The following is a 21,077-nucleotide window of genomic DNA, read 5'->3' on the forward strand; positions in this document are numbered from 1 at the left end:
TAGATGAACGTACTAGTAATCGGACGTGGTGGAAGAGAGCATGCCATAGCATGGAAGGCTGCTAAAAGCCCTCTTGTTAACGAAGTGTTTGTAGCTCCCGGAAACCCAGGGATGACAAATGTAGCAACATTAGTGCCTATTAGTGAGACAGATCACGATGCTTTAGTTGCTTTTGCAAAAGAAAATGCAGTTGCGTTAACGATTATTGGACCAGAAGGCCCTTTGGTAAATGGAATTGTAGACCGTTTTGAACAAGAGCAATTACAAGTATTCGGACCTAGGAAGGCAGCAGCTGCGATTGAGGGAAGTAAAGGTTTTGCAAAAGATTTAATGAAAAAGTATGATATACCAACGGCAGCGTATGAAGTGTTTACCGACTATGAAAAAGCAAAAGCATATATTGAAAAGAACGGTGCCCCTATTGTTATAAAAGCTGATGGATTGGCAGCAGGGAAAGGCGTAGTCGTTGCGATGACAAACGAAGAGGCCTTATCAAGCCTTGAATCTATGATGGTGAACGAGAAATTTGGTCATGCGAGTAGCCAGGTTGTGATTGAGGAGTATTTAGAAGGTGAAGAGTTCTCGTTAATGGCTTTTGTTAAGGGTGATAAAGTATATCCGCTTGTTATCGCTCAAGACCATAAAAGAGCATTTGACGGAGATCAAGGTCCCAATACAGGCGGTATGGGTGCCTATTCCCCAGTTCCACAAATCAGTGAAGAGGTCGTTCAGCGTTCTGTTGAAACCGTCTTGAAACCAACGGCAAATGGAATGATTAAAGAAGGGTCTTCCTTTACAGGCATATTATATGCGGGATTAATGCTTACAGTTGACGGACCTAAGGTCATTGAGTTTAACGCACGATTTGGAGATCCGGAAACGCAAGTTGTCTTATCTAGATTGAAGAGTGACTTAGTTGAAAACGTACTAGATATACTAGTAGACAAAGAACCAGCGATGGAGTGGACAGAAGAGGCGGTAGTAGGTGTCGTAGTTGCAGCTAAAGGATATCCAGAGGAGTATGAGAAAGGACATCCTATTAATGGTCTAGAACATGTGACAAAAGCTGATGTATTTCATGCGGGAACCGCTCTTTCAGGAGAGCAGCTCGTAACAGATGGCGGTCGTGTGCTGTTACTAGCATCTTCTGGGAAAACGATAAAAGAGGCGCAAGATGCCGTATACTTAGAGCTTCAACACGTTCATACAGATCACTTGTTTTATCGAAAGGATATTGGAGCGAAGGCTATCGTGCACGTTTCCGTTTAATAAAAGCATAACTGATTGCAATAATTCCACCAATAATGGTGATTAAGACAAAGGACATGTCTGTGACATATTCCATAAACATAGAATCACTCCTTGTTATACCCCCTTGCTAGTGAGCAAGGGGATTTTTTTGGCTCTTTTCTAGAACTTTGTAAAAGTCAGGTTCTATACAGATACAACAACTAAACGAAAGCTGCTCTATTTATGTTGGATTACCAACAAATTGTTCTGTATCGTCTTCTTTATCACTTTGTTGAACTTGGTATTGCTGAAAAAGATAGGTAACTGGACAGAAGCGAACAATTCCTTCTCCTATCTTCATAGCTGAAATAAGAGCGACGAGCAAATAGCTTTCACAGTAAGGTCTTTTTGCTAAACGAGCTGTTGACCAAGCGAGCATTGTGAACCCACATGTTAGCCTGATTAATGCATTTATTATCCCAATATTAGGTTTCATTTTTTCACCTCAAATTATTTACATTTCTTTCTACCTTCTTTAATGCTTTACTCTGTCAAATATGGTAGGATGGTATCAAGAGAAATGTAGAAAGGAGGAAAGTGGATGAACGATCACCGATATCGCTGGAGAAATCTTCAATTACGCAGACATCTTGATGTCATAGATGGTAAGTATCCACCGACGCTGGTATTAAAGAATGCCACCTTTCTTCACTCAGGTCTAAAGCAATGGCTTAAGGCCAATATATGGGTATATGAAGACCGGATCGTGTACATAGGTGACTTAATGCCTAAACAAGAGCTCAAAACTGATATAATTGACTGTTCGGAGCTATATTTAGTTCCAGGATATATAGAACCGCATTCACATCCATTTCAAGTTTATAATCCCCATTCTATTGCTCAGTATTCATCACAGTTTGGGACGACTACACTAATAAACGATAACTTAGTTTTATTTTCAGAGCTTTCCAAAAAGAAAGCGTTTACTTTAATGGATGAGTTTCAAGAGTTACCCCAGACCATTTTCTGGTGGTGCCGTTTTGACTCACAATCGGAGCTTGCTAATGAAGAAGAATTATTTTCTTCTCAGAATATAAAAGCATGGTTAGAAAGAGACGATGTGCTACAAGGTGGAGAGTTAACAGGTTGGCCAAGATTGCTTGACGGGGACGATATGATGCTTCACTGGATGCAAGAGGCCAAGCATTATAAAAAACATATAGAAGGTCATTTTCCTGGAGCCTCAGAACGCACGTTAATGAAGCTGAAGTTGTTAGGAGCAGATTCTGATCATGAATCAATTTCTGGAAAAGATATCTATAACCGTTTAATGCACGGTTACCAAGTAACGCTTCGTTACTCTTCCATCCGACCTGATTTACCATATTTACTAGAGGAAATGAAGGCATTACAATTGCAAAGCTATGACTCACTTATGTTTACAACAGATGGGTCGACACCATCTTTCCATGAACAGGGTTTTATCGATTGTATGATTAAACTAGCCATTGATCACGGTATCCCTCTAATTGATGCCTATCATATGGGATCTTATAATGTGGCAAAGTACTATCATCTAGATCACTATATGGGTCATATTGCGACAGGTAGAGTGGCCAATATTAATTTCTTAACCAAACAGGATGACCCTAAGCCTGTTCATGTCATGGCAAAAGGGAAATGGTTAAGACGTGATCATCAGCCTATTTACGAGAATTCCTCTTATTCATGGGAAAATAGCGGATTTAAACAGTTGTCTATTGATTGGGAGTTAACAAATGATGACCTTCAATACTCAATGGCACTCGGCATGAAAATGGAAAATGCCGTTATTATGAAACCATATTCTATCCAGTTTGACACTTCTGTTGATGAATTGTCAGAAGAACATGATGAAAGCTTTCTTCTACTCGTAGATCAAAATGGAAAATGGAGAATAAATACGCTCATTAAGGGATTTGCTAAAGGAATACATGGGTTGGCAAGCTCTTACTCCAGTACAGGAGATTTTATCGTGATTGGAAAGCGTAAAGATGATATGCTACTCGCTTTTAAACGTATGAAAGAGCTTGGCGGGGGAATTGTGCTTGTTGAACATGGTCAAGTTATCTTTGAACTTGCTCTTCCACTTGCAGGAAGAATGTCTAAGTTACCTTTAGAAGAGTTAATTCCACTAGAGAAGCAGTTTAAGATTTTGATGAAAGAAAGAGGCTACTTATACTTAGACCCAGTCTATAGTTTATTATTCCTTTCCTCCACTCATCTTCCTTACATTCGAGTAACACCAATGGGGATCTACGATGTGATGAAGAAAATGGTACTCTTTCCTACTATAATGCGTTAAAATAAAAAAGTATATTCTTCCTTCTTATTAGGGAATCTAGAAAAAAATGAAAAAGGTTGTGTCACAATGAATCGAATCATTTTTCTGATTTCAGTCGTGTTTGTTTTACTGATATCAGTTGGTTGTACTAAGGAAGAAGCGGAGCCGGTAAGTGGAGAAACGGATGTAATAGAAGAGTCAGTTGAGAATGAAGTGGAGGAAGAGGTAGAAGAGGCACCTGCTAACACCTATCCTTTAACAGGTATCGGGACAGATGATCTAGTAGATCAGCGAACTGTGGCGGTTATGGTCAATAATGACCCAAAAGCAAGGCCGCAATCGGGTCTTCATAAAGCAGACATTGTTTTTGAAGTGCTAGCTGAGGGTAATATCACTAGATTCTTAGCCATCTTTCAAAGCGAAACACCAGAGAAAATCGGTCCTGTCCGAAGTGCTCGGGATTACTATATTGAGTTAAGTAAAGGTTACGACGCTTTTTATGTAGCCCATGGTTATAGTCCAGATGCAGAACAAATGCTACGCGCTGGAGAAGTGGATAGTATTAATGGAATGGCATATGATGGTATCCTTTTTAAGAGAGCGAAATTTAGAAAAGCCCCTCATAACTCGTATATTACCTTTGAAAATATCATGAAGGGCGCAACTGAAAATAATTACGCCACCACCCATGATATTAAACCATTGCTTTTTAAAGATGCGAACGAACTCGATTCTATTTCTGGTGAAGCTGCAGAGGCGGTAAAAGTCGCTTACTCAAAAGCCAATTTCACCATTGTAGATTATAAGTATGATACAGAAAAACAAAAGTACTATCGTTACGCAGGAAATGAGCTGACAGAAGACTTAGATTCAAAAGAACCGGTTTTACTAGATAATATATTCGTAGTGGAAACAACTCATCAGGTGCTAGATAGCGCTGGTCGTAGAGAGGTTGACCTTACTTCTGGTGGAGACGCCTACCTAATTCAGCGTGGTACTTTACAAGAGGTACAATGGAAGAATGTAGATGGACGTATCCTTCCCTATCTTCAAAATGAGCCTGTCGAATTCGTTCCAGGTAAAACATGGGTCAATATCGTTGAAACTTTAGAAGATGTCACATTTTCTGGAGCCACGAATTAATAAAGGCTCTTTTCTAAAACTTAGCTGCTTTTCAATCTCATATTCAGCAATTTTTCCATATTCAATATGATTAAACTGATTTCTAAAAGGTTAGAAAAGAGCAACTCTCTAGATTTAAAGCGGTGACTTTGTACTAACAAGTAAAAATTCGGCTTTTGGGATTTTTACGAAAACAGCCTTAACAAAATGGGCTTTTGAGATTATTAAATAAGCCATTATTTCTTAATGATAAGGGGTAAACTACATGCAAATTGAAAAACTACGCGGAAAAGAATTGGATCAACTATTTCGTTCGATTCTCTCCCTACAAGACTTAGAAGAGTGCTATCGATTTTTTGATGACCTTTGTACAGTTAACGAAATTCAATCGTTAGCTCAGCGTCTTGAAGTAGCTAGAATGTTACGAGAAGGGTTCACGTATCATAAGATTGAAACAGAAACGGGAGCAAGTACAGCAACTATTTCCCGTGTAAAGCGTTGCTTAAACTACGGTAATGACGCATACCAAATGGCATTAGATCGAGTGTATGAGAAAGAACAAAAATAAGAATAGTAAAGGCATAGAGTCATGGACTCTATGCCTTGTTTTTTGTTCTCTATGTAAATGGATAGACGAAATAGAGTTGGATTTTACCCACAATAGAGTAGCACTGTTTTTTTACTATAATGTTTGTTACACAAGTAATACGCGAAATTTGTAACTATTTGTTTAGGTTAAACCTATAAAAACAGCTTCATACTAATTAAAGGTAGTAAATTTAGACAGGAGAAATCATATGGATAAACGATATGTAAAAGTAAATAAAGTTATTGAATATGACGGTGAAGGTGGGATGTTTTTATCCGACAGTGTCAACCATAACCAAGAAATTTATTTTACATTAGATGATCATGGGCAACTTGATGAGATCTCAATCTTTCTAACCAACCGCGTATTTAATCTACTAATCAACAAAGAAGAAATGAAGCATATAGAAGAGCAAATTAACGTGAAGAAATGGGAAGCTATTCCCTTTACTTTCAAACAAGTAGAAAAAATCATCTGGGATAACTATCCCGTCATTAAAAGGGTTCACTTCTCCATCTGCGAAAGTAATCTATTACTAACCGCTCACTATAAAGATTGGAAACTACATACAATTACCGCACCATTTCATAATACATTTACGAACCAACAAGAACATACCTTCCTCGCACTAAGCGAAGTGACTTTCTTAAAGGTCGACGAGAAAATAAAAGAAGAAATGGTGAAATCACAATCTAAAATAATTTAACACTGTAAAGGATCGGGGGCCTGGCCCCCGATCCTTTACAGTGTTAAAGAACTATGAACTATTTACATCCATACATCTGTACAAAAATAATTACCGGTAAAACCGGTCTGATTTGGAAAGGTGTTTTGTGATAGATTTTGTTATAATGTTACATGGAAATGAAATTTGGAGGCTCGTTCATGTACGATATTAAAGAGTGGAAGCATGTATTCAAGTTAGACCCTAATAAAGAGATTAGCGATGTTGATTTAGAGAGGGTATGTGAATCCGGAACAGATGCGGTCATGATTGGCGGCAGTGATGGGGTGACAGAGGACAATGTTCTGAACATGTTAGTACGTGTAAGGCGTTATTCCGTTCCCTGTATCCTTGAGGTTTCTACGGTTGATTCCATTACACCTGGTTATGATTTTTATTTTGTACCAACTGTGTTGAATAGTCGTGATCGGAAGTGGATTCTAGACCTTCACCACAAGGCATTACTAGAATTTGGGGATATTATGAATTGGGACGAGATTTATGCAGAGGGTTACTGTGTGTTAAATCCAGATTCTAAGGTTGCACAGTTAACTGATGCTCATACTTCTCTAAGTGAGGAAGAAGTCATTGCATATGCTAGAATGGCTGATAAATTATTACATTTACCTATTTTCTATTTAGAATTTAGTGGAATATATGGAGACCCAACTCTTGTGAGAAATGTGAATGCTGTTTTAGAAACGAGCAGACTGTTTTATGGTGGCGGTATTGAATCAATAGAACAGGCAAAAGAAATGGCAGAAGCAGCAGATACGGTAGTTGTAGGCAATCTTATCTATACAGATATGGACCAAGCAATCAAAACAGTACGTGCGGTGAAAGAGCGCGCATAGATTTTTATTGATATATATAGTAAACTTAAAATAAGAACAATTGTTCGTTTTTAATATACGTAGGCGGTGAGAACATGCAATTTTTATCAAATAAGCTTTTATCAGGATTAAATCCCTCGCAGCAGGAAGCCGTTAAGGCAACAGACGGACCACTTCTCATTATGGCAGGTGCCGGTAGTGGTAAAACAAGAGTGCTAACCCATCGTATTGCGTATTTGATGGCAGAAAAGGAAGTAGCACCATGGAATATACTTGCGATTACATTTACAAACAAGGCAGCTCGTGAAATGAAGGATCGTGTGGCGAAGATTGTGGGTGGAGCCGCTGAGGAAATTTGGATTTCTACTTTCCACTCTATGTGTGTGAGAATTCTTCGTCGTGACATCGATCGACTGGGCTATAATCGTAATTTCACTATTCTTGATACAACGGACCAGCTTTCTGTTATTAAAAATGTCCTCAAGGATCAAAATCTAGATCCGAAGAAGTTTGAACCTAGAAGCTTATTAGGCTCCATTAGTAGTGCGAAAAACGAGTTGGTTTCCGCAGAGGAATATTCGAAATCTGCTACAGGTCCATATGAATCTGTCGTGGCGAAAGTTTATGAAGAATATCAAAAGCGCCTGCGTAAAAACCAGGCATTAGATTTTGATGACCTAATTATGATCACCATCCAATTATTCATGCGTGTGCCGGAAGTATTAGAATTTTATCAACGTAAATTTCAATATATTCATGTTGATGAGTATCAAGATACCAATAGAGCACAGTATATGCTAGTTAAACAAATGGCGAGTCGTTTTCAAAACCTTTGTGTAGTTGGTGACTCCGACCAATCAATCTATCGCTGGCGTGGTGCGGATATTAGTAATATTTTATCTTTTGAGAAAGACTATCCAAGAGCGAAGGTTGTTCTATTAGAGCAGAACTATCGATCGTCTAAGTATATATTACAAGCGGCCAACCAAGTCATTGAAAACAACAAAAATCGTAAACCTAAAAAACTTTGGACTGAAAATCCTGAAGGTAGCAAGATTGTATACTACCGTGGATCGACGGAACAAGAAGAGTGCTATTATGTTGCCGGGATGATTAAGCAGCTATTAAATGAAGGAAAGAAAAGCTCGGACTTTGCCATTCTATATCGGACGAATGCACAATCCCGTGTCATGGAGGAAGTACTTCTAAAATCCAATATTAACTACAATATTGTTGGCGGAACCAAGTTCTATGACAGAAAAGAAATTAAGGATATCTTAGCATACCTACGTCTCATCGCTAATCCTGATGACGATATTAGTTTAGCTCGTATCATTAATGTTCCTAAACGTGGAATTGGAGCAACCTCTCTAGATAAACTGGCAAACTATGCGACGCTGCATGATATGTCTATCTATGAAGCACTTCAGATGGTAGAGTTAGTAGGACTTAGTGGTAAAATTACGAATGCACTAGTTGAATTTCGTGATCAGTTGAGAAACTGGGTTCAAATGCAGGAATTCCTTTCTGTTACCGAACTCGTAGAAGAAGTGTTAGAAAAAACAGGCTATCGCGATATGCTAAAGAATGAAAAGACACTTGAAGCGCAAAGTCGATTAGAAAACATCGATGAATTCTTATCAGTTACAAAAAACTTTGAAGAAAAGAACGAAGATAAGAGTCTGGTTGCATTTTTAACGGATTTAGCGCTAGTCGCTGATATTGATCAGCTTGATGAGCCAGAATTAAAAGAACAAGGTACAGTTGTACTAATGACTTTGCATGCTGCAAAAGGTCTAGAGTTCCCAGTCGTTTTCCTAATGGGAATGGAAGAAGGCGTATTCCCTCATAGTAGGTCTCTATTTGAAGATGAAGAGATGGAAGAAGAACGACGCCTTGCGTATGTAGGAATTACTCGTGCTGAAGAAAAGCTATTTATCACAAATGCAGAAATGAGAACACTTTTCGGACGTACTAACATGAATCCTGTATCACGCTTTATTTCAGAAATTCCTGAAGAAATTCTAGAAAATGCGAATGAAGCAAAGGTAAAGCAGTCTCCATTCTCGAGTGTATCAAAGCCGACAGAGCGTCGCGCTCCTGTTATGAGACCAGTGGCTACTTCAACCGGTGGGGAATCAATCGGTTGGCAAGTAGGAGATAAGGCTCAACATAAGAAATGGGGTACTGGTACGGTTGTAAGTGTAAAAGGAGAAGGAGAGTCAAAGGAATTAGATATTGCCTTCCCAAGTCCAACAGGCATAAAGCGATTATTAGCTAAATTTGCTCCTATTGAAAAAGTGTAAGTTTGTTTTTGACAGCCGCCTTGTCTTATGACTTGGCGCTGTCCTAGTTTATAAAAGGCTCTATTCTAAAGCCTGGTAAAAAAAGAGCAACACAATAGATTACTTTGGATCATATGAAACCGTATTATAAAAGGAGATGAATGATGCCGGTGGAAGTACAAGCTAGGGTAGAAGAACTCCGCAGTTTATTACATAAATGGAACCATGAGTATCATGTATTAGATCAGCCATCTGTATCTGATGCAGAATATGATCAGGCACTAAACGAATTAATCCGTCTTGAGGAAGAGAACCCACATCTACAAACGGAAGATTCTCCTTCACAAAGAGTAGGTGGTGCGCCATTAGCAGTATTTGAAAAAGTAGAACATACAACACCTATGCTAAGTCTAGGGAATGCCTTTAATGAAGAAGATTTACGTGATTTTGACAGACGTGTTAGACAAGCCGTTGGAGACAATGTTTCCTATGTTTGTGAATTGAAGATAGACGGGCTTGCTGTTTCGTTACGTTACGAGAATGGGCTGTTTGTTCAGGGAGCTACTCGAGGAGATGGTTCCATTGGTGAGGATATAACACAAAATTTAAAAACGATTAAATCCATTCCACTGCGTCTTACAAAATCTGCTTCCATAGAGGTCCGTGGTGAGGCTTATATGCCGAAGCAATCATTCAATGCTCTTAATGAACAAAAGGAAGAGTTAGGTGAAGAACCTTTTGCTAATCCAAGAAACGCAGCAGCGGGTTCATTAAGACAACTTGATCCAAAGCTTGCAGCGAAACGTAACTTAGATATATTTGTATATGGTATTGCTAATCCTGGGACAACAGGCATAGCTAGCCACAGTGAGGGTCTAGACTTATTAGATGAGTTGGGTTTTAAGACAAACAATGAGCGAAGAACATATAGCGGAATAGAAGAGGTCATTGAGTATATTTCAGGTTGGGTAGAAAGAAGACCTGGGTTAGCTTACGAAATTGATGGTATTGTAATCAAGGTAGATTCATTTGAACAGCAAGATGAATTAGGATTTACCGCTAAGAGTCCGAGATGGGCCGTAGCCTATAAGTTCCCTGCTGAAGAAGTTGTCACTAAGTTAATCGACATTGAATTGAATGTAGGTCGAACAGGTGTGGTGACACCAACCGCTATTTTGGAGCCAGTAAGAGTTGCGGGAACAGTGGTGAAAAGAGCATCTTTACATAATGAGGATTTAATTCGGGAAAAGGATATTAAGCTCGGTGACTATGTGATCGTGAAAAAAGCTGGAGATATTATTCCAGAAGTAGTGGGCGTTCTTTTAGAAAAAAGAACCGGAGAAGAGAAGGACTTCCATATGCCAACTCATTGTCCAGAGTGTGGAAGTGAGTTAATTCGATTGAATGAGGAAGTCGCTTTACGTTGTATAAACCCGGAATGTCCTGCGCAAATTCGTGAGGGCTTAATTCATTTTGTTTCTAGAAATGCAATGAATATTGATGGTTTAGGGGAAAGAGTGATTGCACAACTATTCCAAGAAAAGCTTATTTCTAATGTGGCGGATCTTTATCGTCTCACGAAAGAACAGTTGGTTGAACTAGAGCGAATGGGAGAAAAGTCTGCTTCAAATTTAATTGAGGCAATTAGTACTTCTAAAAATAATTCATTAGAAAAGTTGTTGTTCGGACTAGGCATACGTCATGTTGGTGCAAAAGCCGCGAAAACATTGGCTCAACAATTTGAAACAATAGATAGGCTTAAAGAAGCGACAGTGGAAGAACTTGTTGCTATCAATGAAATAGGGGACAAAATGGCAGAAGCGGTCGTCACTTACTTTGAAAAGCCAGAGGTTATTACGTTAGTAGCTGAACTAAAGGAACTAGGTGTGAACACAACGTATATTGGACCGAAGCCGGTTAATGTAGAGGATATTGATTCTTACTTTGCAGGTAAAACGGTTGTACTAACAGGTAAGCTTGAAATCTTAACCCGAAATGAAGCAAAGGATAGGATTGAACAGCTAGGTGGTAAAGTGTCAGGCAGTGTAAGTAAAAACACAGATCTGTTAATTGCCGGTGAAGCAGCAGGCTCAAAGCTGGATCAGGCTAATAAACATGGTGTTGAAATATGGAATGAAGAGAGATTGATTCAAGAGCTGAACAAGTAAGGGGTGACAAGGTTGAGGAGACTTGGGGCGTTATGTTTAACAGGCATTCTTTTCTTAAGCGGATGTGTGCCTAATTTTGAAAAGGATGAGGAGATTGTTCAGGACAATGTGGAAACACAAGAAACAGCCATTGTACCGAACTTTCAAATATCAGAGCAATATTACAGAACGGTTCTACCATTTAAGGCAAGTGAATCTAGGGGATTGGTTGTAAATAGAATTAGTAACCGTTTGGATATTGATGAGTTCGAAACGGGGCTCATGAGACTTTCACAGGGTACATTTTCATCGGATAACTATTTGTTCCAAGATGGACAATATTTAGATAAAGAGACCATTACTAGTTGGTTACAAAGGAAGCTAACGAATGAAGAGTTATCTCAACTAAAGGAAGAAGAGCGCGAGGAAGAGAATGCAGGCCTAAATCCAGCGCCGGTTAAGACTGGTACGCTTAAAGAACAGAACGAAGCAAGTCCAATCTATTTATCCCATTTGCTTGAACAAAATTACTTAAAGAAAGATAATGAGGGGAAAGCAGAATTGGGTGGTATTTCAATAGGTTTGGCTCTAAATTCTGTGCACTACTATAACCAAGAGGATGGCTATCCAAGAGAATATGAAATAGATGATGCTGAGATCGAACAACAAGGTAAATTGATGGCGGATATTATTATTAATAGAATCCGTTCTGTCGAGGGGTTAGAGGATATCCCTGTTGTCGTTGCATTATTTAAACAAGAGGCCAAAAATTCTGTAGTGCCCGGAAGCTTTTTTGCCCTAGCTGAAGTTAGTGGGAAATCAAATAAAGTAGATAAGTGGTCTGTTGTCAGAGAAGACTATTATTTGCTTCCATCTACAGATGCTCAAAAAGATTATCGAGACGATAACACTCGTATGCTGAATTTTAAAGCAGATATAGATGAATATTTCCCTAATTATACAGGTGTCATTGGTAGAGGTTTTTACCGAGATGAACAGCTGACAGAATTAACGATTGATATACCGATGCAATTTTATGGGAAGGCAGAAGTCGTTGGATTTACTCAATATTTAACAGGCTTAATCATGGAGCATTTCCCAAACTATATTTCAGTAAAATGCTATATTACTTCTATTGATGGACCAGAAGCTATGATTATTCGAGAGATTAATGAAGAAGAACCCTATGTTCATATCTATCAATAATTTTTTAGGTGAAAAGGGTTTGAAATCATAGAACATCTTCGTTAGAATAAGGGAGAAGTAGGAAGCGTCAAGATGAGATGAAAATCTGATCTTGATTTTTGCTGTTTTTACTTGATAAAAGGGAGGCAGAAATCGATGGTAGTACCTTACAAACATGAACCATTTACGGATTTTTCAGTAGAAGCAAACAGAAAAGCGCTTGAAGCAGGTCTGGCTACTGTTGAAACTTATTTAGGGAAAGATTATGATCTTGTAATTGGTGGAGAGCGTATCTCTACTGAACAAAAGATTGTATCTGTAAATCCAGCTAACAGAGCAGAAGTAATTGGAAGAGTCTCAAAAGCTGACCGCGAATTAGCAGAAAAGGCAATGAAGGTTGCTGACGAAACTTTCAATACTTGGCGTAAAGTGAAGCCGGAAGTACGTGCGGATATCTTATTCCGTTCAGCTGCTATTATGCGTCGTCGCAAGCATGAATTCTCTGCAATTTTAGTTAAAGAAGCTGGTAAGCCATGGAACGAAGCAGATGTAGAAACAGCAGAAGCAATCGATTTCTTGGAATACTATGGCCGTCAAATGCTGAAGTTAAAAGATGGTGTTCCAGTAGAAAGCCGTCCAATTGAATATAACCGCTTTAATTATATTCCACTAGGAGTAGGGGTTATTATTTCGCCATGGAATTTCCCATTTGCTATTATGGCGGGAATGACAACAGCCGCTTTAGTTGCTGGAAATACAGTATTATTAAAGCCTGCAAGCACAACGCCAGTTGTTGCAGCTAAATTTATGGAAGTATTAGAAGAAGCAGGATTACCTGCAGGGGTTGTTAACTATATCCCTGGTAGCGGAGCTGAAGTTGGTGACTATTTAGTAGATCATCCACGCACTCGCTTTATTAGTTTTACAGGTTCTCGTGACGTTGGTCTACGCATTTACGAACGCGCTTCCAAATTGAACGAAGGTCAAATTTGGCTAAAGCGTGTTATTGCTGAAATGGGTGGAAAAGATACAATTGTTGTTGATAAAGAAGCAGATCTTGAATTAGCTGCTAAATCTATCGTTGCATCTGCATTCGGATTCTCTGGTCAAAAATGCTCGGCATGTTCACGTGCTGTCGTATTAGAAGAAGTATATGACCAAGTATTAAACCGTGCAATTGAGCTAACAAAGGAACTAACAATGTCTGAAGCAACATCTGCTTCTGTCAATATGGGTCCTGTTATTGATCAAGGTGCATATGACAAGATTATGAGCTATGTTGAGATTGGAAAGCAAGAAGGTAAGCTAGTTCATGGTGGAGAAGGAGACGATTCAAAAGGCTGGTTCATCCAACCTACGATCTTCGCAGACGTAGCAGAAGATGCTCGCCTGATGAAAGAAGAAATCTTCGGACCAGTTGTAGCATTCTCAAAAGCTCGTGACTTCGATCACGCAATTGAAATCGCAAACAACACAGAATACGGCTTAACAGGTGCTGTCATCTCTAATAATCGTGCTAACATCGAAAAAGCACGTGAAGACTTCCACGTAGGTAACCTATACTTCAACCGTGGATGTACAGGTGCAATCGTTGGATACCAACCATTCGGTGGATTCAACATGTCAGGAACAGACTCAAAAGCAGGTGGCCCTGACTACCTAGTTCTTCACATGCAAGCTAAAACAACATCAGAAATGCTATAAATCAAAACACAGTAAATCATAGAAGGTGCTATAAAACAGACCCTTCTATGATCAACTGTTCTACCTTATACATGAAACCCCACTATAGCTGCTATAGTGGGGTTTTTAACGCTTTAAAGGAATGGGGGGCAGGCCCCCATTCCTTTAAAGTGGTGAAGAAAATGTGGAGGGAGGGATGTTCATTTGGTAAGTTTTGTTTTATGATGAGGGAAAGTATTGTGATGAGAGTCAGTTATGGAGTTGAGAGGGATGGAAGTATTTTTATTGTTAGTTGGGCTTGGGATGGTGTCTTCGTTTATCGGAACACTTGCAGGTGGTGGGGGAATCATTACGTTGCCAGCTATGATGTTGATCGGAATTCCAATTCAATATGGAATTGCCACAAATAAGTTTTCATCGGGTATTGCTTCGTTTACGAGTATTCTATACATACTTAAAAACAAGATCTTTACACTAAAGGCCCTAATACCAGTGATTGTTATATCGGTTGTAGGAGGCATGGTTGGGGCTATTGCGACAACGAGTGTGTCCGAGCGATTTATGAATATTGCTGCTTTGGTACTCTTAGTATTTGCTCTCTTTGTTACGATACGAAATAAGAAGTGGGTAGAAGAACTTAAAGATTCTGGGCCGAATCAATCGCCAAGTTTTTTATCCAAGCTTACTCCTTTTTTTATTGGTATCTATGATGGTGGATTTGGTCCTGGGTCTGCAACTTTTTCTATTATTCATTACATGAGAGAGCGGTATTCCTATGTCCAATCTGCTCAGCTCTCTAGAGTATTAAACTTTGGAAGCTGTGTGGGGGCTTTCATCGTGTTTTACCAAACCGGCTATATAAATTGGAATTATGCCATTGCTCTTGCGATTGGCTCTGCACTAGGAACTCAACTCGGACTGGTTGCCTTACCAAAAGTTCCACTTAAAATTGCCAGAACTCTTCTTATTTCTATTATTTTTATGTTAATAGGACAGGTAGTAGTGAAAACCATATAGTCATACAAAAGGAGAAGCATTTATAAAGGCTTCTTTTTTTTAGCTATTTAACAACATTCCAAATCACTCTAAAAATGATATCGTGGTAAAAAGTTATTCCTGCTTAAAATAGCTAAAAAATTGTGACAAATTACGGAAAATTTAAAATTAATTTTATAAATTTTGGTGAATAGATATCATGAAAATCAGGAATGAGCCCTATTGTAGCGTCTAACATTATGTATATTTATACATAATAAATCGATAAAAATAAACTGTGTTTTTTGCAAAGTGAAAATATATGTTATATTAGACAATGTAACTTTTCCAGATTTGTAGCCATTTTGAAATAAAAAGGTTTTGAAATGGATGTTACTGGGTAATGAATACAGGTGCATATGGTTGCATACGAATGATAGTGGAGGTGATATGCTTGTCAATTTCAGGTGCAACATTATTTTGGTTATTTGTACCTATGTTAGCCACGGTTGTCTTATCAATCGGATCTTACTTTAAAGAGGGGAGAGAGTAGATGGAAACCGCAACGTTTATAACTTTCATCGTTTATCTAATTGGTATGCTTGTAATAGGTATTGCAGCATACAGAATTACTAGTAATCTGTCAGACTATGTTTTAGGTGGAAGAAGATTAGGACCAGGAGTAGCAGCATTAAGTGCAGGTGCTTCAGATATGAGTAGTTGGTTACTACTAGGATTACCGGGTGCCGTATACGCATCAGGAGGAATGAATCAAATTTGGATAGCAGTTGGTTTAACAATTGGTGCTTACTTAAATTGGCAATTCGTTGCAAAACGACTTCGTACTTACACAGAAAAAGCCAATGATTCTATTACGATTCCAGACTTTTTAGAAAATCGTTTCCGTGATCAAACAAAGCTGTTACGTGTGATTTCAGCAATAGTCATCCTATTATTCTTCACGTTCTACACAGCTTCCGGTATGGTAGGTGGAGCGAAGTTATTTGAAGCTTCATTTGGATTATCGTACTCTGCCGCACTTTGGATTGGTGCTATTGTCATCATTTCCTATACCTTCTTGGGTGGATTTTTAGCGGTAAGTTGGACAGATTTCATTCAGGGTATTTTAATGTTCTTAGCTCTAATTATCGTTCCAATTGTAGCTATTAACCAGCTTGGTGGTTGGGGTGAAACAGTAGAGCAAGTTGGAAGCATTGACCCGACATATTTAGATGCATTCTCAGGAATGACAGCATTAGGAATTATTTCTTTATTAGCATGGGGATTAGGATACTTTGGTCAACCTCATATCATTACACGTTTTATGGCAATTAAATCAGTGAAGGATGTTCCAAAAGCCCGGTTGATTGGTATGGTTTGGATGGTGTTTGGACTATTTGGAGCGATCTTCACAGGTTTTGCAGGAATTGCATACTTCTCAAATGGTGGATTACCAGACGGGGAGCAAGTATTTATTCAGTTTACACAGGTTGTCTTTAATCCATGGGTAGCAGGAATCTTACTTGCTGCAATTCTAGCAGCGATTATGAGTACAATTGATTCACAATTACTAGTTTCTTCATCTGCAGTAGCAGAAGATATCTATCGCTCTGTCTTTAGAAAAGATGCAAGTGATAAAGAGCTAGTATGGTTAAGTCGTGCTGCTGTAATCGTAATTGCGCTAATCGCAATTGGATTAGCTAGTAACCCGGATAGTTCCGTGTTATCTCTCGTTAGTTATGCTTGGGGTGGCTTTGGTGCAGCATTTGGACCAGTTATCATCTTATCACTATTCTGGAAACGTATGACTGGTAAAGGAGCCCTTGCTGGGATGGTTGTTGGTGCTTTAACAGTTGTTATCTGGAAAAAACTATCAACACCTGTCTTAAATGAGGCTGGTGAAATTATTAAGGAAGCAATCATTCCATTTAGCCTTTATGAAATCGTACCTGGTTTTATCTTGGCATGGGTTGCTATCATGATTGTTAGTTTAATTGATCGTGAGCCAGAACAAGAAATTCTAGATGAATTTGATGAAGCAACTGCTTAATCATAGAAAGAGGATTGTGCTTATAGCACAATCCTCTTTTTAATGCCCATTCTGTAAAATACTGAAGGGTAGTCAAGTTACAACCATACTTCGTTTTACTCCACTAAATCTTTCTTCTTATCTATAGGAATAAAATCTAAAATCTCCTTCGTTTCAAAGCTATCAACAAGGCGGTTTAACCACTCATAGTATTCCAGCGCTTTTTCAAGCTTTAAATGGTCAATTTGGGCAAGCTCTCGTATTTCTTCAGATGTATCTGGATTACTAAGAACCTCCTGTAATTCAGCGATAGATTTTTCAATGGCAGTAATATTCATCGTGATCCCAGTACGCCATTTAATCGTAAAGAAGTCAAAAAATGATTGATACCAATCTTCTTCGACGGCATACAAATCCTTTCGAACACCCTTCACCCAAACCTTTTCCACCATATTTAAATCAAGTAAACTTCGAACCGAAGTACTCATACTTGTTTTACTCATTCCGAGTTCTTCTTTCATTTCATCAAGTGTAAGCGGTTTATCAGAAAAGAAAAGAAGTCCGTATAATCGTCCAATGGAAGGGGTTACTCCGTACAAATTCATGTTTTGCGCGACGGCATCTATAACTCTTGTTCTTGATCTTTCTAATATTTCCTTGTCTTTCAACTATCTCACATCCTATATTAGGTGTTTTCGTTAGTAATATGTATAGACTACCGATTCATCTATCAAATGTAAAGTTATCTTTCATGAAGGAATAGGGAGGATAAAAGAGGATTTGTAAGTATATTTATTGTGTAGTACGTTCAGTAATTTCTGTACGTACTATATAAACAATAAACACGGAATATGCTGTTTGAACTAAATGAATAATCAGACTATAATGAAAAAGTCCTAGAGCGACAGATTAAATGAGGTGAAAGAATGGAAGAAAATCATATAAAAATCAAAGTCAGTGATGTGACCAAGATTTTTGGAAAGTCATCAAAAAAGGCTTTGCAGTTAATGAAGGAAGGTAAATCCAAGGAACATATTCTGAAGGAAACCGGTTCTACAGTTGGGGTGAATCGAGCATCCTTTGAAGTAAAAGCTGGTGAAATTTTTGTTATCATGGGTTTATCAGGAAGTGGGAAATCAACTTTAGTAAGACTTCTTAATCGTCTAATTGAACCGACAATTGGTCGTGTAGAAATTGATGGTAAAGACGTCGTGAAGATGAATAAGGAAGAACTAAGGGAAGTAAGAAGAAAGAAAATAAGTATGGTCTTTCAAAAATTTGCCCTGTTTCCTCATAAGACAGTATTAGAAAACACGGAGTATGGTTTGGAAATTCAAGGTGTAGAAAAGGCTGTAAGAAATAAAAAAGCACTAGAAGCACTAGAGTTGGTAGGACTTAAGGGATATGAAAATCAGTACCCTAGTCAATTAAGTGGTGGAATGCAGCAACGTGTAGGACTAGCGAGAGCACTAGCAAATGATCCTGATGTTCTTTTAATGGATGAAGCATTTAGCGCATTGGATCCGTTAATTCGAAAAGATATGCAGGATGAGTTGCTAGAATTACAATCTACCATGGAGAAAACCATTGTCTTCATTACGCATGATTTAGATGAAGCCCTTCGGATTGGTGACCGGATTGCCTTGATGAAGGATGGAAATATCGTGCAAATCGGAACACCTGAAGAGATATTAATGACACCTTCTAATGAATATGTTGAGAGATTCGTAGAGGACGTTGATCTTTCAAAGGTACTGACCGCACAACATGTTATGAAGCGAGCGGAGACCGTACAAGTCGATAAAGGTCCTCGAGTGGCTCTTAAGTTAATGAAGGATTTAGGTATTTCTTCTATATATGTTGTAGATAAACAACAAAAACTGTTAGGTGCGATTACAGCTAAAGATGCTTCAAAAGCAGCTGAAGGTAATCAAACATTAGAGACATTTATTGAAAGGGATATTACTGCAGTTGAAACAGATACGTTATTAATTGATCTATTTGATAAAGTCTCTTCTGCAAATATACCTGTAGCAGTAACCGATGATAAGAACCGATTAAAAGGAATTTTAATAAGAGGTGCTGTAATCGGAGCGCTTGCTGGAAATGATCAATATATAAATGGTGCTAGTGAACCAGTTTTCTCTGAAGCTAAGGAGGTGATGTAAAGTGGAAGGAATTTTACCAAAGCTTCCCTTAGCAGATTGGATTGATTTGTTGGTTGATTGGATGACGGCTACCTTTGGTGACTTGTTTGATGGAATCTCTGAAGGGGTTGAATTCTTCGTTGAAGGTATCGTAGCGGGGTTAGGTTTTATCCCTCCTATCCTATTAATAATTCTTGTAAGTTTACTAGCTTGGAAGGTTTGTAATAAACAAATTGCCTTATTTGGATTTTTAGGGCTATTACTTATTGATAATTTAGGTTACTGGGAAGGTATGCTAGAAACATTGGCTTTAGTTTTAACAGCAGTGTTGATCTCTGTGGTCATTGGAATACCAGTTGGAATTTGGGCTTCACAAAGTGAAAGAGCAAGACAGGTTGTTACACCGATACTGGATTTCATGCAGACGATGCCAGCATTCGTATACTTATTACCAGCTATTTTCTTCTTTAGTATTGGTGTAGTACCAGGGGTAGTAGCATCGGTTATTTTTGCGATGCCACCAACGATTCGCTTAACCGTACTTGGTATTAAACAGGTACCGGCAGATTTAATAGAAGCAACAGAAGCATTTGGCTCTACAACCAAACAAAAATTAATAAAGGTTCAATTACCTTTAGCAATGCCTACAATCATGGCAGGTATTAACCAAAGTATCATGCTTGCTTTATCAATGGTTGTTATTGCATCTATGGTTGGAGCACCAGGACTCGGTACAGAGGTTTATCGTGCCGTTACGCAAATTAAAACAGGTGTCGGGTTTGAGGCTGGTCTTGCAATAGTGGTAATCGCTATTTTACTAGATCGCATCACTCAAAATATAGGAAAGAAAAAACAAGGGGGAACTGTATAATGTTTAAGAAATTAGTAGGAGTTACATCCGCACTAGCATTAACATTAGGACTAGCTGCGTGTGGAGGAACTGAAACAGGTGGATCATCAGATTCAGAAGGCTCAGCTTCATCAGTAGGTGAACAGCTAGACTATGAAATTGTAGGTATTGACCCAGGTGCAGGACTAATGAAAATTACCATTGAACAAGTTTTACCTGAGTATGGTCTTGATGATTGGGAAGTAATAGAAGGTTCAGGAGCAGCGATGACAGCTGCATTAAAAAAGGCATATGACAAAGAGGAGCCTATCATTGTAACAGGTTGGAGTCCTCACTGGAAATTTGCTAGCTATGATTTAAAATATCTTGAGGATCCAAAAGGTATCTATGGTGGAGCAGAAGATGTAAACACAATTGTTCGCCAAGGATTGAAAGAAGATCATCCTGATGCGCATAAGCTTCTTGATCAATTTAACTGGGAGCCAGCACATATCGAGACAGTTATGAACTTAATCCAAGACGGTAGCGAACCAGCTGAAGCGGCAGCACAGTTTGTGAGTGAAAATGAAGAGTTAGTAAGCACTTGGACTGAAGGTGTTAATGAGGCTAACGGGGAAGAAATTAAAATCCTATACGTAGCATGGGATGACGTAATTGCAAGCTCTCATGTTGTGGAACATGCACTAGAGAGTGTTGGATATGAAGTAGAATTAGTTCAAGTTGACGCTGGTCCAATGTGGGCAGGTGTGGCAGACGGTAGTGGTGACGTTACAGTAGGTGCTTGGTTACCCACAACTCACGCAGACTACTATGCTGAATACGAAGGCAAGTTTGAAGACCTTGGTCCAAACTTAACTGGAACGAAACTAGGTTTAGTCGTACCAGCTTACATGGACATCGATTCCATTGAAGATCTAAAATAGTTACAAAAAGTTGAATAAGCTTGATTAACTGA

The 21,077-nt window shown here is 38.6% G+C and carries 18 protein-coding genes; 15 read left to right on the plus strand and 3 right to left on the minus strand.

Going from position 1 to position 21,077, the window contains the following annotated elements:
* Positions 1-3 precede the first annotated feature (3 nt).
* The gene (gene purD / locus LT143_RS10275; RefSeq protein ID WP_246942889.1) at positions 4-1,269 is read left to right on the plus strand and encodes a phosphoribosylamine--glycine ligase; all 1,266 of its coding nucleotides are present in this window, start codon (positions 4-6) and stop codon (positions 1,267-1,269) included.
* Here purD and LT143_RS20570 read toward each other — a convergent pair.
* Positions 1,247-1,351, minus strand: coding sequence for an EYxxD motif small membrane protein (locus tag LT143_RS20570; RefSeq protein ID WP_336296597.1), 105 nt, complete (start codon positions 1,349-1,351; stop codon positions 1,247-1,249). The two genes, purD and LT143_RS20570, sit on opposite strands and share 23 nt — an antisense overlap.
* Before the next feature lie 120 nt (positions 1,352-1,471).
* Positions 1,472-1,726, minus strand: a complete 255-nt coding sequence (locus tag LT143_RS10280; protein WP_246942890.1) for a YgaP family membrane protein — start codon at positions 1,724-1,726, stop codon at positions 1,472-1,474.
* 105 nt (positions 1,727-1,831) lie between these two features.
* Between LT143_RS10280 and LT143_RS10285 the strand changes: the two genes are divergently transcribed.
* From LT143_RS10285 to putP, 11 genes are all read left to right on the plus strand, one after another.
* On the plus strand, positions 1,832-3,574 hold the full coding sequence (locus LT143_RS10285; protein WP_246942891.1) for an adenine deaminase C-terminal domain-containing protein: 1,743 nt from the start codon (positions 1,832-1,834) through the stop codon (positions 3,572-3,574).
* A 66-nt stretch (positions 3,575-3,640) separates the two neighbouring features.
* Positions 3,641-4,696, plus strand: a complete 1,056-nt coding sequence (locus LT143_RS10290; RefSeq protein WP_246942892.1) for a DUF3048 domain-containing protein — start codon at positions 3,641-3,643, stop codon at positions 4,694-4,696.
* Positions 4,697-4,940: 244 nt separating this feature from the next.
* The gene (locus LT143_RS10295; protein WP_246942893.1) at positions 4,941-5,243 is read left to right on the plus strand and encodes a YerC/YecD family TrpR-related protein; all 303 of its coding nucleotides are present in this window, start codon (positions 4,941-4,943) and stop codon (positions 5,241-5,243) included.
* A 229-nt stretch (positions 5,244-5,472) separates the two neighbouring features.
* Complete coding sequence (locus LT143_RS10300) at positions 5,473-5,970, plus strand: hypothetical protein (RefSeq protein WP_246942894.1); 498 nt, start codon at positions 5,473-5,475, stop codon at positions 5,968-5,970.
* Between the two features lie 179 nt (positions 5,971-6,149).
* Entirely contained in the window at positions 6,150-6,842 is a 693-nt protein-coding gene (gene pcrB, locus LT143_RS10305) for a heptaprenylglyceryl phosphate synthase (RefSeq protein WP_246942895.1), read from the plus strand.
* Positions 6,843-6,916: 74 nt separating this feature from the next.
* Positions 6,917-9,127 carry a DNA helicase PcrA gene (gene pcrA, locus LT143_RS10310; protein ID WP_246942896.1) on the plus strand — a complete coding sequence of 737 codons (2,211 nt, stop codon included), beginning with the start codon at positions 6,917-6,919 and terminating at the stop codon, positions 9,125-9,127.
* Between the two features lie 143 nt (positions 9,128-9,270).
* Positions 9,271-11,274: an NAD-dependent DNA ligase LigA gene (ligA, locus tag LT143_RS10315; RefSeq protein ID WP_246942897.1), complete on the plus strand. Its 2,004-nt coding sequence runs from the start codon at positions 9,271-9,273 to the stop codon at positions 11,272-11,274.
* 12 nt (positions 11,275-11,286) lie between these two features.
* The gene (locus LT143_RS10320; protein ID WP_246942898.1) at positions 11,287-12,459 is read left to right on the plus strand and encodes a CamS family sex pheromone protein; all 1,173 of its coding nucleotides are present in this window, start codon (positions 11,287-11,289) and stop codon (positions 12,457-12,459) included.
* Between the two features lie 135 nt (positions 12,460-12,594).
* The gene (gene pruA / locus LT143_RS10325) at positions 12,595-14,142 is read left to right on the plus strand and encodes an L-glutamate gamma-semialdehyde dehydrogenase (RefSeq protein ID WP_246942899.1); all 1,548 of its coding nucleotides are present in this window, start codon (positions 12,595-12,597) and stop codon (positions 14,140-14,142) included.
* Between the two features lie 249 nt (positions 14,143-14,391).
* Positions 14,392-15,138: a sulfite exporter TauE/SafE family protein gene (locus LT143_RS10330; protein WP_246942900.1), complete on the plus strand. Its 747-nt coding sequence runs from the start codon at positions 14,392-14,394 to the stop codon at positions 15,136-15,138.
* A gap of 511 nt (positions 15,139-15,649) precedes the next feature.
* Positions 15,650-17,146, plus strand: a complete 1,497-nt coding sequence (gene putP / locus LT143_RS10335) for a sodium/proline symporter PutP (protein ID WP_246942901.1) — start codon at positions 15,650-15,652, stop codon at positions 17,144-17,146.
* 95 nt (positions 17,147-17,241) lie between these two features.
* On the opposite strand, the gene LT143_RS10340 is transcribed toward putP, so the two are convergent.
* On the minus strand, positions 17,242-17,793 hold the full coding sequence (locus LT143_RS10340; RefSeq protein ID WP_246942902.1) for a GbsR/MarR family transcriptional regulator: 552 nt from the start codon (positions 17,791-17,793) through the stop codon (positions 17,242-17,244).
* A gap of 258 nt (positions 17,794-18,051) precedes the next feature.
* On the opposite strand from LT143_RS10340, the gene LT143_RS10345 reads away from it, so the two are divergent.
* The 3 genes from LT143_RS10345 (at position 18,052) to LT143_RS10355 (ending at position 21,045) form a co-directional block, all read left to right on the plus strand.
* The gene (locus LT143_RS10345; RefSeq protein ID WP_246942903.1) at positions 18,052-19,293 is read left to right on the plus strand and encodes a quaternary amine ABC transporter ATP-binding protein; all 1,242 of its coding nucleotides are present in this window, start codon (positions 18,052-18,054) and stop codon (positions 19,291-19,293) included.
* Between the two features lie 61 nt (positions 19,294-19,354).
* Entirely contained in the window at positions 19,355-20,143 is a 789-nt protein-coding gene (locus LT143_RS10350) for an ABC transporter permease (RefSeq protein ID WP_246943098.1), read from the plus strand.
* On the plus strand, positions 20,143-21,045 hold the full coding sequence (locus LT143_RS10355) for a glycine betaine ABC transporter substrate-binding protein (RefSeq protein WP_246942904.1): 903 nt from the start codon (positions 20,143-20,145) through the stop codon (positions 21,043-21,045). The genes LT143_RS10350 and LT143_RS10355 overlap by 1 nt, the downstream gene beginning before the upstream one ends.
* The last annotated feature ends 32 nt before the right edge of the window (positions 21,046-21,077 follow it).

The organism is Bacillus pinisoli (assembly GCF_023036475.1).
In the GTDB taxonomy this organism is placed as follows: domain Bacteria; phylum Bacillota; class Bacilli; order Bacillales; family SA4; genus Bacillus_BS; species Bacillus_BS pinisoli.